The 14,102-nt window shown below is 34.7% G+C and carries 15 protein-coding genes; 5 read left to right on the top strand and 10 right to left on the bottom strand.

Features of this window, described 5'->3' with window-relative positions; all coding sequences use genetic code 11:
- Positions 1–19: 19 nt before the first annotated feature.
- On the top strand, positions 20–646 hold the full coding sequence (locus RT250_RS01055; protein ID WP_313111332.1) for a fasciclin domain-containing protein: 627 nt from the start codon (positions 20–22) through the stop codon (positions 644–646).
- Here RT250_RS01055 and murB read toward each other — a convergent pair.
- Both murB and RT250_RS01045 read right to left on the bottom strand, forming a co-directional pair.
- On the bottom strand, positions 643–1,656 hold the full coding sequence (gene murB, locus RT250_RS01050) for a UDP-N-acetylmuramate dehydrogenase (RefSeq protein WP_313111330.1): 1,014 nt from the start codon (positions 1,654–1,656) through the stop codon (positions 643–645). The genes RT250_RS01055 and murB overlap by 4 nt on opposite strands.
- On the bottom strand, positions 1,656–2,846 hold the full coding sequence (locus RT250_RS01045) for a pyridoxal phosphate-dependent aminotransferase (RefSeq protein ID WP_313111328.1): 1,191 nt from the start codon (positions 2,844–2,846) through the stop codon (positions 1,656–1,658). The genes murB and RT250_RS01045 overlap by 1 nt, the downstream gene beginning before the upstream one ends.
- A 115-nt stretch (positions 2,847–2,961) precedes the next feature.
- On the opposite strand from RT250_RS01045, the gene RT250_RS01040 reads away from it, so the two are divergent.
- On the top strand, positions 2,962–4,287 hold the full coding sequence (locus RT250_RS01040; RefSeq protein WP_313111326.1) for an aspartyl protease family protein: 1,326 nt from the start codon (positions 2,962–2,964) through the stop codon (positions 4,285–4,287).
- A gap of 59 nt (positions 4,288–4,346) precedes the next feature.
- Here the strand turns inward: RT250_RS01040 and RT250_RS01035 are convergent, their stop codons facing one another.
- The gene (locus tag RT250_RS01035) at positions 4,347–4,742 is read right to left on the bottom strand and encodes a DUF1573 domain-containing protein (RefSeq protein ID WP_313111324.1); all 396 of its coding nucleotides are present in this window, start codon (positions 4,740–4,742) and stop codon (positions 4,347–4,349) included.
- A gap of 127 nt (positions 4,743–4,869) precedes the next feature.
- On the opposite strand from RT250_RS01035, the gene RT250_RS01030 reads away from it, so the two are divergent.
- Positions 4,870–7,500, top strand: a complete 2,631-nt coding sequence (locus RT250_RS01030) for a valine--tRNA ligase (protein WP_313111322.1) — start codon at positions 4,870–4,872, stop codon at positions 7,498–7,500.
- A 234-nt stretch (positions 7,501–7,734) separates the two neighbouring features.
- Positions 7,735–7,977, top strand: a complete 243-nt coding sequence (locus tag RT250_RS01025) for a hypothetical protein (RefSeq protein ID WP_313111320.1) — start codon at positions 7,735–7,737, stop codon at positions 7,975–7,977.
- A 1-nt stretch (position 7,978) separates the two neighbouring features.
- Here the strand turns inward: RT250_RS01025 and RT250_RS01020 are convergent, their stop codons facing one another.
- The 6 genes from RT250_RS01020 to rsfS form a co-directional block, all read right to left on the bottom strand.
- Positions 7,979–8,245 carry an acyl-CoA-binding protein gene (locus tag RT250_RS01020; protein WP_313111318.1) on the bottom strand — a complete coding sequence of 89 codons (267 nt, stop codon included), beginning with the start codon at positions 8,243–8,245 and terminating at the stop codon, positions 7,979–7,981.
- Positions 8,245–8,895 (bottom strand): phosphatidylserine decarboxylase family protein, encoded by a 651-nt coding sequence (locus tag RT250_RS01015; RefSeq protein WP_313111316.1) that lies wholly within the window; start codon positions 8,893–8,895, stop codon positions 8,245–8,247. Before RT250_RS01015 ends, RT250_RS01020 begins: the two co-directional genes overlap by 1 nt.
- Complete coding sequence (locus RT250_RS01010; protein ID WP_313111315.1) at positions 8,885–9,718, bottom strand: phosphatidate cytidylyltransferase; 834 nt, start codon at positions 9,716–9,718, stop codon at positions 8,885–8,887. Before RT250_RS01010 ends, RT250_RS01015 begins: the two co-directional genes overlap by 11 nt.
- A gap of 1 nt (position 9,719) precedes the next feature.
- The gene (locus tag RT250_RS01005; protein ID WP_313111313.1) at positions 9,720–10,340 is read right to left on the bottom strand and encodes an LUD domain-containing protein; all 621 of its coding nucleotides are present in this window, start codon (positions 10,338–10,340) and stop codon (positions 9,720–9,722) included.
- 115 nt (positions 10,341–10,455) lie between these two features.
- Positions 10,456–12,411 (bottom strand): ATP-dependent zinc metalloprotease FtsH, encoded by a 1,956-nt coding sequence (gene ftsH, locus RT250_RS01000; RefSeq protein WP_313111311.1) that lies wholly within the window; start codon positions 12,409–12,411, stop codon positions 10,456–10,458.
- A gap of 15 nt (positions 12,412–12,426) precedes the next feature.
- Positions 12,427–12,798 carry a ribosome silencing factor gene (rsfS, locus tag RT250_RS00995; RefSeq protein ID WP_139855865.1) on the bottom strand — a complete coding sequence of 124 codons (372 nt, stop codon included), beginning with the start codon at positions 12,796–12,798 and terminating at the stop codon, positions 12,427–12,429.
- 89 nt (positions 12,799–12,887) lie between these two features.
- Between rsfS and RT250_RS00990 the strand changes: the two genes are divergently transcribed.
- Positions 12,888–13,619, top strand: a complete 732-nt coding sequence (locus RT250_RS00990) for a biotin--[acetyl-CoA-carboxylase] ligase (RefSeq protein WP_313111308.1) — start codon at positions 12,888–12,890, stop codon at positions 13,617–13,619.
- A 64-nt stretch (positions 13,620–13,683) separates the two neighbouring features.
- On the opposite strand, the gene RT250_RS00985 is transcribed toward RT250_RS00990, so the two are convergent.
- Positions 13,684–14,076, bottom strand: coding sequence for an SRPBCC family protein (locus tag RT250_RS00985; protein ID WP_313111306.1), 393 nt, complete (start codon positions 14,074–14,076; stop codon positions 13,684–13,686).
- Positions 14,077–14,102 lie beyond the last annotated feature (26 nt).

The raw sequence follows: 14,102 nt of genomic DNA, 5'->3' as shown, positions 1-14,102 counted from the left end.
TCATTTAAACAATTTCATAATGCAAAAATTACTCTCATTAATTATTGTTTTTCTACTCATTTTTCTTGCAGCGTCTTGTAAAAATGAAAACCAAGAAAACAATAGTTCGAAATCTGATAATACGAAGAACGAAGAAGTTCAAAAGTCTGAATTATATAGAGCTCCCAAGAAAGCGTTAACTGCAGAGGATGTAGCGATATCAAAAAGTGTAATGTCGCAAATTATGAATGAAAGAAATTTAAAAAGATTTGCTAGTCTAATTGTTACCGCGGAAATGGCTACTCAACTTACGAAAAATGATGAGAATTACACGGTTTTTGGCCCTTCCAATACAGCTTTAGATTCCTTAGCCGATAAAAACAATAAGTTTTATTCAAAACAAGAAAATCTAGATAAGTTAAAAGACCTTTTAAAGTCCCATATCGTAGAAGGAGTGCATTCTAAAGAATCTTTATCTGAAAGTATTGGTAAATCAGGTAAACTTAAATTAAAAACATTGTCAGGAACAAGTTTGACATTAACTAAAGTAGATGATAAGATTATTATTTCCGATAATAAAGGGGTGAAGGTTAAAGTTTTACAAGGAGGAGAAGAAGGCTCTAGCGGTACAAGCTACGTTATTGGTGGAGTGCTTACAGCCGATTAAAATATGTTTACTTCGGGTTCTATTGTAATTCCAGATAAGTCTTTTACTTTTTTCTGAATATCCATTGCAAGTTGCCAAATTTCTTTGCCTGTGGCTTCGCCATAATTAACCAATACCAAGGCTTGCTTTTTGTGAACTCCAGCATCTCCAAAACGTTTCCCTTTGAAACCAGATTTTTCTATTAGCCAGCCCGCAGGAATTTTAAATTCTGTAGGTGAAACTTTATAAAATGGTGCTTCAGGATATTTTTTTCTGAATTCCTCAAAAGTATCGTTGTCTATTATCGGGTTTTTGAAAAAAGAACCGCTATTACCTAGTAATTTAGGATCAGGAAGTTTTGATTGTCGAATAGCAATAACTGCATCAGCAACATCTTTAATACCAGGATTCAGAATATTTTTTTCAGCTAATACTTTCTGAATATCTCCGTATGAAATACTCAACTTATGGTCTTTTTTTGTGAGCTTAAAAGTTACGGATGTAATAATGTATTTTCCTTTAGCTTCATTTTTGAAAATTGAATTTCGATAGCCGAATTTACACTCTTCATTTGAAAACTCTTTTTCATTTAAATTTTCAATATCAAGAACGGTACAGCTTTCGAAAGTATCTTTCAGTTCGACGCCATAGGCTCCAATATTTTGAATAGGGGCTGTACCTACATTTCCTGGAATTAATGACAAGTTTTCTAACCCGCCAAACTCGTGAGCTATGGAGAATTGAACAAATTCATGCCAGTTTTCACCAGCCATTACTTTTATTCTTACCTCACTTTGGGTTTCATCTAAAATCTCAATTCCTTTTAAGTTTAAATGTATAACAAACGAATTCAATTTGGCGGGAAGTAGCATATTGCTACCCCCACCAAGTATGAATATTTCATCTGATATATTTTGAGATAGTACTTCCTTTAACTCTTTTACTGTTTCTACCGAAACAAAGTAGCGAGCCGTACAATCGATACCAAAGGTGTTGTAATTTTTAAGCGATTTGTTCTCTTCAATTCGCATTAATCCTTGTATTTCTCTAAAGCAATTTTTAGAATTTCAACTGCTCGAATTAAGCTTTCTTTATTTAGCACATAAGCGATACGCACTTGATTTAATCCTACGCCTTGAGTAGAGTAAAAACCAGCGGCAGGAGCAACCATGATGGTCTCACCATTATCGTCAAATTCTTCAAGCAACCATTGTGCAAAAGCATCACTGTTTTTTATAGGTAATTGAACGATGCAATAAAAAGCACCTTTTGGTTCCCCTACAGTTACCCCAGGAATAGCTTTTAAAGCTTTAACTAAAGTATTACGTCTATCTTGATATTCCGTAATTACATTATCAAAATAGCTCTGTGGAGTTTCTAAGGCAGCTTCACTAGCAATTTGTGCAAAGGTAGGAGGACTCAATCTAGCTTGAGCAAACTTTAATGCTGTAGTAATAACTTCTTTATTTCTAGAAACCATGCAGCCTATACGAGCACCGCACATGCTGTATCTTTTTGAAACCGAATCAATAATAATTCCGTGTTGTGCCAAGCTTTCTTCTTCTAGAATTGAATAATGCTTAGATCCATCGTATGTAAACTCTCTATAAACTTCATCTGCCACTAAAAATAAATCGTGTTTTTTTACAATTTCAGCTAATGTTTGAATTTCTTCTTTTGAATAAAGATATCCTGTTGGGTTTCCTGGATTACAGATAAGAATAGCTTTTGTTTTTGGAGTAATAAGCTTTTCAAATTCTGAAATCGGAGGCAAGGCAAAGTTGTCTTCAATTTTAGAAATTACAGGAACAATTGAAATACCAGATGCCGTTGCAAAACCATTGTAATTTGCGTAAAATGGCTCAGGAATAATTATTTCGTCTCCAACGTCGGCGATACTTCCCATGGCGAAAAGCAAAGCTTCACTACCCCCCGTAGTTACAATTATATCATTAGCTTCAGCTGGAATATTGTTTCTATGATAGTATGCAGAAATCTTTTTGCGATACTCTTCCGATCCTTCAGAACGAGTGTAAGCAAGAATTTCTAGATTGTGTTCGGAAACTGCTTTCATTGCTATTTCCGGCGACTTAATGTCAGGTTGACCAATGTTTAAGTGGTAAACAGTTTTATTAGCTTTATAAGCTTTTTCGGCGAAAGGAACTAGTTTGCGGATTGGAGATTCCGGCATATTTTTCCCTTTTGTTGATACTGATGGCATAATAAAATTTTTAGCAGCAAAGTTGCAAAATATATTTTATAAAACTAATCTGAGACGATTAACATTCGCCTTTTTTTTATATCTTCAAGAGATATTCATCAATACTCTTATCAATTTGTATAAGCCATTGTTTTTAATCTTGTTGCTGTGCTCTTCTTCATTGATGGCGCAGGCGGGATTTATTTTGGAAAACAAGGCTAAAAAAGACCGAATTCCTTTTAAAATAGTAAATAACCTAGCAGTAATCGAAATCGAAATTAATGGTACGCCAATGTCTTTCATTCTCGATACTGGGGTAAAGTCTACAATCCTTTTTAGTTTAGAAGCTGCAGATAGTGTTCAGTTGAAAAACACGTCGCGAGTTCAGTTACAAGGTCTAGGGGCAGGGGGAATGGTTGAAGCATTAAAGAGCTTAAACAATAATATTAAAGTAGGAGAAGCTATTGATAACGGTCATGCACTATACGTGATATTCGATAGCTCTCTAAATTTCTCTCCTAGAATGGGGGTGCCTATTCACGGTATCTTGGGAAATGAATTTTTTAAAAATTTCGTAGTAAAAATTAATTATGCATCCGAGGTAATTACCATTTACGATCCTCAAAAACATAATTTTAAAAAGTGCAAAAAGTGTGAAGATCTTACGCTCAATTTTGTAAACGGCAAACCATATATCAACCTACAAGTAGCTTCCGAAACTATTCAAGAAGAAGTAACTTTATTAATAGACTCTGGTTCTAGCGATGTTTTGTGGTTATTTGATGAGTTGGGATTTATAAGTGAAAATCCTAAAAACTATTTTAATGATTTTTTAGGGCTAGGCTTAAGTGGAAGTATTTTTGGTAAGCGTGCGCAGGTTCCAGAATTGAAATTGGGCGATTACCGGCTACAAGATGTTAATGCCTCGTTTCCCGAAGAAGTTGCTATATTAAAAGCGCGCTTCTATGAAGATCGAGATGGAACCATAGGAGGTGGGTTTTTAAGTAGATTTACTGTAACTTTCGATTATAACGGTAGCGTTGTTCGTTTTAAGAAAAACCGAAACTTCAACAAACCTTTTCATTATAATATGAGTGGGTTGACTTTGGAACACGGAGGAATGGAGTTAGTAAAAGAGGAACGCCAAGCCGCTATAAACACAAATATTGATAGTAGAAATGAGGCTTTAACTAGAAATAGTATTTCTATAACCACCGAATTTAACTTTACACTTGTACCAGTTTATATTGTTGTAGACGTAAGAGAGGGTTCGCCTGCAGCCTTAGCCGGGATAGTCGAAAATGATGAGATAGTTAGCGTTAACGGCAAGCCAGCGTACAGATATAAATTATACCAATTAATATCTTTGTTTTCTAGTGAAGAGGACAAGCGAATTGCTATGCATATAAAAAGAGATGGCGAAATTCAAAAAGTAACTTTTAAACTCAAAAGTTTATTTTAAAAAAAATCCGGCTGAAAAGTTTACCTTCAGCCGGATTAGGTTTATTGAAGTATATTAATTTAACTTTTTTCAAGTACACTTGCCGCTGCTGGTTTTACAGTACCTTTTATCTTTAAGGCTACCATAGGCTCGCTTGCGTTAGAATATACAGTAATTGTTTTTCTAATAGGTCCCACACGATTAGTGTCGTACTTTACTTGAATACTGCTACTTGCACCTGGAGCAATTGGTCCTTCAGGTTTTTTTGGTACAGTACAACCACAACTAGATTTTACATCACTTATAATAAGTGGAGCATCACCAGTGTTCGTGAATTCAAATACACGTAAACCATCACTACCTTTTTCGATAGTTCCATAATCTACAGTGTCTTCATTGAAAGTAATTTTTGCTTGTTGTGCTTGAGCGGTAAAACCGATAAAGGCAACAAGTGCCATTAGAGCTAATTTTTTCATGATTTTTGGTTTTTAATATTTGTAAAAGTATCGAACTTTTAAAGATTCTGCAAAATAACTTATTCCTTTTATTATCCTACAGATATATTTACTTTTGCCATTCATAGTACAAATACTAGACCAAAGTATGGCATTAGAAGCAAAATATAACGCGAAACAGATTGAAAATAAGTGGTATAACTACTGGATGGAGAACAATTACTTCCATTCCGAGGTAGATGAAAGAACGCCTTATACTATTGTTATTCCACCTCCAAACGTTACTGGAGTACTGCATATGGGGCATATGCTTAATAATACTTTACAGGATGTATTAATTCGTCGTGCAAGATTACAAGGCTTTAACGCTTGTTGGGTGCCAGGAACAGACCACGCTTCAATTGCAACAGAAGCAAAGGTAGTGGCTAAACTTAAAGCCGAAGGGATAGATAAAGCGAATCTTTCGAGAGAAGAGTTTTTAGAACACGCATGGGAATGGACTCACAAACACGGAGGGATTATCCTTGAACAACTTAAAAAACTTGGTGCATCTTGTGATTGGGAACGTACTAAGTTTACAATGGATCCAGAAATGTCTGCTTCTGTTATAAAAGTGTTTGTAGACTTGTATAGAAAAGGAAATATCTATCGCGGCTACCGAATGGTAAATTGGGATCCAGAAGCCAAAACTACACTTTCTGATGAAGAGGTTATTTATGAGGAAAAACAAGGGAATCTCTATTACTTAAACTATAAAATTGATGGTAGTGAGGATACATTAACTATCGCCACTACACGTCCTGAAACAATATTGGGTGATACCGCTATTTGTATTAACCCTAATGACGAACGCTTTGCACACTTACGAGGTAAAAAAGCAATTGTTCCCGTTTGTAATCGTGTAATTCCAATTATTGAAGACGAATATGTAGATGTAGAGTTTGGTACAGGATGTTTAAAAGTAACACCTGCTCACGATGAAAACGATAAAGCTCTTGGCGATAAACACAACCTTGAGATTGTAGATATTCTTAATGACGATGGAACTTTAAATAGTTTTGGACTGCATTATGAAAGAAAAGATCGTTTTGTAGTTCGCAAAGAAATTGTAAAAGAGCTTGAAGAAATGGGAGTGGTTTCAAAAATTGAATCCCATATGCACAAGGTAGGTACAAGTGAACGTACAGGCGCTGTAATAGAACCAAAGTTGAGTGATCAGTGGTTTTTAAAAATGAAGGAACTTGCTCAACCTGCTTTAGATGCAGTTCTTGAAAAAGATGTAAACCTAGTTCCAGAGAAGTTTATAAACACTTACCGTCATTGGATGGAAAACGTACGCGATTGGAATATCTCAAGACAATTGTGGTGGGGACAACAAATTCCAGCGTATTTCTATGGCGATGGAAAAGAAGACTTTGTGGTTGCTGAAAACATTGAGGAAGCTTTAAAACTTGCTCAAGAAAAAACGAATAACAGCGCATTAAAGACTTCAGATTTAACTCAAGATCCAGATGCATTAGATACGTGGTTCTCTTCTTGGTTATGGCCAATAAGTGTTTTTAACGGGATTTTAGAGCCGGACAATAAAGAAATTAACTATTATTATCCTACAAATGATTTAGTTACTGCTCCTGAAATCTTATTTTTCTGGGTGGCAAGAATGATTATTGCAGGTTATGAATATCGAAATGAAAAGCCTTTTACAAATGTTTATCTAACGGGAATCGTCCGCGATAAACAGCGCAGAAAGATGAGTAAGTCTTTAGGAAATTCTCCAGATCCTATAGGTTTAATGGAAACTTATGGTGCAGATGGCGTACGCGTAGGAATGCTCTTAAGTTCTCCTGCAGGAAACGACTTGATGTTTGATGAAGATTTGTGTAAGCAGGGGAGTGGCTTCGTTAATAAAATATGGAACGCCTACAGATTAATTGATGGCTGGGAGGTTTGCTCAGACAAGAAACAGTCACAAAGCGATGTTATAGCATTAAATTGGTATAAAAGTAAATTTCAAAAAACACTTGCCGAGATTGAAGATCACTATAGTAAATACCGTATTAGTGATGCTTTAATGGCTACTTATAAATTGGTTTGGGATGATTTCTGCTCTTGGTTCTTAGAAATGGTAAAACCACCTTACGGTGAAAAAATCGCTAAGAAAACTTATGAGGAAGTAATTTCAGTGCTGGAAGATAATTTAAAAATTTTACATCCATTTGTTCCTTTTATTTCAGAAGAAATTTGGCAACACATAACTAAACGTGATACTTCTGAAGCTTTGATAGTTTCAGAATGGCCAAAAGCTCAGCCTTTTGACGAAAAGATTATTAAAGATTTCGATTTTGCTTCGGAGGTAATTTCAGGTATAAGAACAATTCGTAAAGAAAAGAATATTTCTTTTAAAGATACAATTGAGCTGTCAGTTTTAAATAACGATAACGCTTCAAAAGATTTTGACGCTGTAATTTCTAAATTAGGAAATATTTCTGAACTGAACTATATTACCGAAAAGCTTGACGGAGCACTAACTTTCCGTGCAAAGAGTAATGAGTACTTTATTCCGATAGCAGGTGCTATAAATGTTGAAGAAGAGATCGCAAAACTAACTGAGGAATTAGAATATACCAAAGGTTTCTTAAAGAGTGTCCAAGGAAAGCTGAAGAACGAACGTTTTGTAAATGGCGCTCCTGAAAAGGTTGTGGCCTTAGAAAAGCAAAAGGAAGCTGATGCCCTTGCAAAGATTGAGACCTTAAAAGCGAGTCTGTCCGGTTTAAAATAAAATAAAGGTAAAAGCTAAGTTTGCAAAACCTTGAAGATTTAAAATCTTGTTAGCTATAAATATTTATATTGTGCGACCCCATTCGGGGTCGTTTTTTTATAGAATTTGTAACTTAAAATATGTAGGTCTATTAGGCTTATTATATTATAGAGATTATTCAATTAGTTTTAAATCGAGGTTAATTTCTTGAATTCGAATGAATTTAGTTTGTATCTTGCTGTAAAATAGATAATTATGGATCAGGCTAAGTATAATGAAATGAAAGCAATGCTTCAAAAATTAGAAGACATTAAAAACAGTCAAGAAAGTATTCTCGATAAAATTAATCATGTTATTACCGATTTGTTTCAACATCCAGATAAAGAATTGGAAGAGGCTATGGAGTTGGCACATCAAATGGCGTCGGATAATGTAGATAAAATTCGCTCAGCTATTGAGACGTATGAAATAAAATTCAATAAGGCCCAGCAGTCATAATTTATTTTCTATACAAAAAGTACTGTTTTACAGCTTTAATGTAAAGCTCTTTAGCTTCATCAGGGGTTAGGCCACGAGTTTGGAATAGCGCATTTGTTTTAAAAGCGGATATATGTGCCTTTCGTCCACTTGGGGGATGGTCGTCATTTGTAGCGCGTTTGTAGTACGCATATAAACGTAATAAAACATCGGCAGGAAACGGATCTTTGTGTTCATTGATGCTTTTAACGGCATTTTTAAAGGCGATATCTAACTCTTTAGATGTCATTATTTTTCAGCAATTATTGAAATTCCACCTTTTACTTTTTGGTTTAATTCTACTTTTATTTTGGCGTGAAGTGGTAGGAAAATATCAACTCTCGAACCAAACTTAATGAAACCACTATCTGTTGTTTGATCCACTTCTTGTCCTACTTCGGCATAGTTAACTATTCTTTTCGCCATTGCCCCTGCAATTTGTCGAAAGAGAATTTCACCCATTACATCATTTTTAACAACAACGGTGGTGCGTTCATTTTCTTCAGAAGCCTTCGGGTGCCAGGCTACTAAATATTTTCCTGGATGGTATTTGCTATACGTAACTTGTCCTCCTACAGGATAACGGGTTACGTGAACGTTTATGGGGCTCATGAATACTGAAACCTGTAAACGTTTATCTTTAAAGTATTCTTTTTCAAATACCTCCTCAATTACAACAACCTTTCCATCCACCGATGATAAAACTTGGTTTGAGTTTAGAGAGAAGTTTCTTTTAGGATTTCTAAAGAATTGTAGAATGAGTAGTAACAGAACAATTAATGATATAATTACTCCCCCACGAATAGTTGGGTGTTCAATAAACACATTGGCCAACAGACTAAGCCCGATAACAATTACCAAAGCTATAATTATAATTTTAAAACCTTCTTTATGAAACATTGTCAACTATTAATAAAAATGCATATACAAATGGGCTGGCATATATTATACTATCTAATCTATCGTATAACCCCCCGTGACCCGGCATTATAATTCCACTATCTTTAACTCCGGCTTGTCGTTTAAATTTCGACTGAATTAAATCGCCAATCGTTCCAAATATAGCCACAATTAAGGCCATTACAATCCACATCCATAGGGGATATTCTAAGGCATCTAATTGGCTATAATGTTCTAGAACTTTAAATATAATATATCCTGCTAACAAAGCACCTAACATACCTCCAATAAAACCCTCAATAGTTTTTTTAGGAGAGATTCTTTCTAAGAGCTTGTGTTTGCCGAAATTCTTTCCAACTAAATAAGCAAAAGTGTCGTTGCTCCATACTAATATAAAAACAGCTACAATAAGTTCTGGCATAAACCTGCCATCGATATTCATGACGGGAATTAGCGTTAAAAATACAAAACCACTAATGATATAAAATATTACTGTAATGTATTTTTTCTTTTCAAACATTGGGATTTTGCTTGTCCAAAGTACGTCTTTTAGGAGAAATAAATTTACAAAACCACTTAGAATGAGTAAAAGGTAGATAGCGTTATCGTCGAAAACATTATAGCTTAAAAAATAAAAACCAGCTGCTAGTAAAAAATAAGCTAAGTAGCTAGTTAAGTGCACAAGTTTCAAGTATTCGCTTAAGGTAATTACTGCAAGAACGAAAAATAGCCCCATAAACCATTCGCGCGAGGTAAACATTGCTATGATAATAATCGAAATGTATAATACGCCCGAAAGGGTCCTTACGAGTGTTTCTTTCATTTTATAAGTCTTCCAATAGCAACAAATATAGGTTTTTTGTGCTACTTCCATAACTCATAAAATCCTTTTCTTTTTCTTTTTCAGTGTCGAAGTCCTGAATTGTAGTAATGTTGCTTGGAATGTGTTCTAAGCTTTGGTTTTTAATAATTCGCAAACCTTCACTTATAGTCTCAACAATCTGACTAGTAGTTGCAAATACTACGATGTTAAAAGGAAACTCACTTAATTTTTTTTCTTTAATCTGGTTAGATGAAAGTAGAATAGAACCATTTTTAGCTACAAGCGATTCACAAGTAGTAAGAAAAAATGTTGAATTTGTAGTTTTTACAAAGTTGAGGTTAAAGCCGTCAAACTTTTCAGAAAGCATTTCATTAAGGCAGAAAACATCTTGCTCGTACCAATCATTTTCTAAAAGGATGTTATCAAAAGCTTCTTTTATCTCTTCCCAATTTTCACAATATAAAAATTTACCTCCGTTATTTTTGAAATTGAAAGTAAATTTCTCGTCTATAGGAAGTTTTTGTTCAGGGTAATAAGTGCTGTGCTCAGGCAACTCAGACGTTTTAGTCTTAGCTTCTGTTTTTTTATATATTGGATTTAAAAGCCTTTTTAATAGACTCATTAATCAAGTAATTGAGGAGTTTATAAATGCGTTTACTTCAAAGATATAAAATACATTTTGAAGTATAGCAACTAGTTCTGTAATTATTAGTAATAACGCTAAAGTGACAACATAATTATGTTGTCACTCTCGGAACTTCTTCTGGTTTTTGAAATGGACGCTCTCCAAATATTTTTTCAAGGTTGTCTTTGAAAATAACTTCTTTTTCTAAAAGCACATTTGCTAATTCTGTAAGTTTATCCTTATTTTCTTCAAGAATTCTAACCGCACGATCATACTGTTCTTCAATAAGTTTTGAAATTTCCTGATCAATAAGTTCAGCAGTTTTTTCGCTGTATGGCTTAGAGAAATTGTATTCAGATTGACCACTGCTATCGTAATAGGTTAGGTTTCCAACCTTATCATTAAGACCGTAAATAGTAACCATTGCTCGAGCTTGTTTAGTAACTTTTTCTAAATCGCTTAAAGCGCCTGTAGAAATTCGGTCAAAAATAACCTTCTCTGCAGCACGACCACCTAGGGCAGCACACATTTCATCCAACATTTGTTCTGGATGAATAATTAGTCTTTCTTCTGGTAAATACCAAGCAGCACCTAGAGATTGTCCACGTGGTACAATTGTTACTTTAACTAATGGGGCAGCGTGTTCTAGCATCCAACTTACAGTGGCGTGACCAGCTTCGTGGAATGCAATGGCGCGCTTCTCGTCCATAGTCATTATTTTATTTTTCTTTTCAAGACCACCAACTATTCTATCTACCGCATCAAGGAAATCTTGTTTTCCAACAGATGGTTTACCTTTTCTAGCAGCAATTAAAGCAGCTTCGTTACAAACGTTTGCTATATCCGCTCCAGAGAAACCTGGTGTTTGTTTTGATAAGAAATCTGTGTCTAAGTCTTCTGCCTTTTTTAAAGGTCGCAAATGCACTTCAAAAATTTCTTTTCTTTCGCGAACGTCTGGAAGATCGACATAAATCTGTCTGTCAAATCGACCTGCTCTCATTAAAGCTTTATCTAGAACATCTGCTCTGTTTGTCGCAGCAAGTACAATAACATTAGAGTCTGTTCCAAAACCATCCATCTCGGTTAATAGCTGGTTTAATGTATTTTCGCGCTCGTCGTTTCCACCTGAAAAATTATTTTTTCCACGTGCACGACCAATTGCGTCAATCTCATCAATAAATATAATTGCTGGAGATTTTTCTTTAGCTTGTTTAAATAAATCACGTACACGTGAGGCACCTACACCCACAAACATTTCAACGAAATCTGAACCTGAAAGTGAGAAGAAAGGTACTTTAGCTTCTCCTGCAACGGCTCTAGCTAAAAGAGTTTTACCTGTACCTGGAGGACCAACTAGTAATGCACCTTTAGGAATTTTACCTCCTAGAGACGTGTATTTCTCTGGGTTTTTTAGGAAGTCTACAATTTCTTGAACTTCTTCCTTTGCACCTTCTAATCCTGCAACATCTTTAAAGGAAGTTTTGATATCGGTTTTTTCGTCAAATAGTTTAGCCTTAGACTTCCCTATGTTGAACAATTGTCCGCCAGGACCACCACCTCCAGCACCAGAAGACATTCTACGCATAATGAAAATCCAAATTGCAATAATGATTACAAATGGAAGAATTCCCATTAAAATATCACCCCATACGTTAGTGTCTGTATCAAAGTTTAAGCTAGTAGTTAAATCGTTTTCAGCTTTTATTTGTTGAAAATCTTTTTGAAATAACTGTAAGTCTCCAAATTCAAACTGGTAAGTTGCATCATTGGTGCCTGGCTCTAAAAAAGAGGGTGCATTTCCTTTAGGAGCGTGTATTTCTTTTGCTTTGGCTTCTTCGGTAAGGTACACCTTAGCAATTTTTTTGTTGATTACCTCAACGCGTTCAACATCACCAGCCTTTAAAAATTCTTCAAATTGCGCTTGATTGGTTTTGGCAGGCTGAGACCAGCTACCACCACCAAAGATTTGTAATCCAAAAAATAATAAAATTATAGCACCGTAAATCCAATAATAATTTGGCCTAGGTTTTTTGGATTCGTTTTTCTTGTTTTTATTGTCTTGAGCCATAAGGCAGTCTTCTTTTTAATGAGTTGTTTCTATTTTAACCGATTTTGCATCGCCCCAAAGTCCTTCAATATCATAAAATTCACGGATATGCTTTTGGAATACGTGTACAACTACATGAACATAGTCCATAAGTATCCACTCGGCGTTGTCGCTACCTTCAACGTGCCAAGGCTTTTCCTTTAATTCTTTGCTTACTGATTTTTGAACTGAGTTTACAATGGCATTAACTTGTGTGTTAGAGGTACCATTGCAAATTATAAAATAGTCACATACTGTGTTTTCTATCTCTCTTAGGTCTAAGATTTCTATATCCTGTCCCTTAACATCTTCAATCCCTCGTATTATTTGAGCAATAAGTTGATCTGTTCCTGCTTGTTTTTTTTGCATTAAATATCTTTCTTTTCTATTTCGCAAAGTTATTACTTTTTTGTTTCTTGAACCGCTTAAATTAAGTAATACTAAACTAAATTATTGTTTTGAAGATAATCAAACTTAATGCCACCCATTCAACCAACTCGTATATGAAGGAGTTACTGCGTGAAAACTTGCTTTCAGATCATACTGTAGTACTAGCTGAACAACAAACTTCCGGGCGTGGACAAATGGGAGCTTCTTGGTTTTCAAAACAAGGACAAAGCCTTACATTTAGTGTGTTTAAAGATTTTAAAGGGTTGACAACAGAGCATCATTTTATTATTTCAATGGCTGTTTCAACTGCGATTTATGATGCTTTAAATAATCTAAATATCCCGAATCTTTCTGTAAAATGGCCTAACGACATAATGTCAGCCAAAAAAAAAATTGGCGGTATTTTAATTGAAAATGTACTTAAAGGCAGTAATGTACAATATTCAATTATAGGAATTGGACTAAATGTGAACGTTTCTTCTTTCCCAGATTTGCCGCTAGCAAGCTCTATGAAGCTCGAAGCTGGCAGGGAATTTATTTTGGATGAAGTTTTACAAGTAGTATTAAAGGCCTTGACTAAACGTTTGGAAAATCTTTCTGTTGATGATTTTGCCGAAACGAAAAAACTTTTTGAAGATCGACTATTTAGGAAAGATGTTATTTCGGTATTTGAAGATCAAAACGGATTTCGTTTTAATGGAATTATAAAAGGGGTTAGCGACTTGGGAGAACTTTTAGTAGAAACTGAAAGCGAAAAAATTCAAAAATATCAATTAAAGGAAGTGAAGCTTATTTTGTAAAAATAAAAACGGAACTAAAATTCTGCTTTAGCCCCGTTCTCAATATATATTTCTATAAATAAATCTACAGCTTTTCTAAGTTTGAAGCTAGCGTTTCAATAAATTTTGAAATAGGACTTTTTATCATCATAGCCATCATGCTATTAAATTCTCCTTCAAAAAGTAATTCAGCAGTAGACGATGTGTCGGAAACCTTTTCGATATCACTTTTTAAAGTAAACGGAAGTTTGTCGCTAATCGCACCTAAAACTACTTTATTTGGGCTGTCTACTTCTTTTATTTCTAAAGCTATTTCTGGCATACCTTTTAGCGCAAATACAAAAGCATTATCTCTAATTACTTCAAATTTACTAATGGTGTCTGGCATCAAACCTTCATAGTTTTTTACATCTGCCAAAAATTCGCACAGCTCTGAAGCTGATTTTTGAACCGTTACTTTTTTACTGTTTAATTTCATTATTAAAATTATTAAGTCTGTTATAT

It is taken from the genome of Aequorivita sediminis (assembly GCF_032080575.2).
Taxonomy (GTDB): Bacteria; Bacteroidota; Bacteroidia; order Flavobacteriales; family Flavobacteriaceae; genus Aequorivita; species Aequorivita sediminis.
This window is presented reverse-complemented; position numbering and strand designations above follow the sequence as displayed.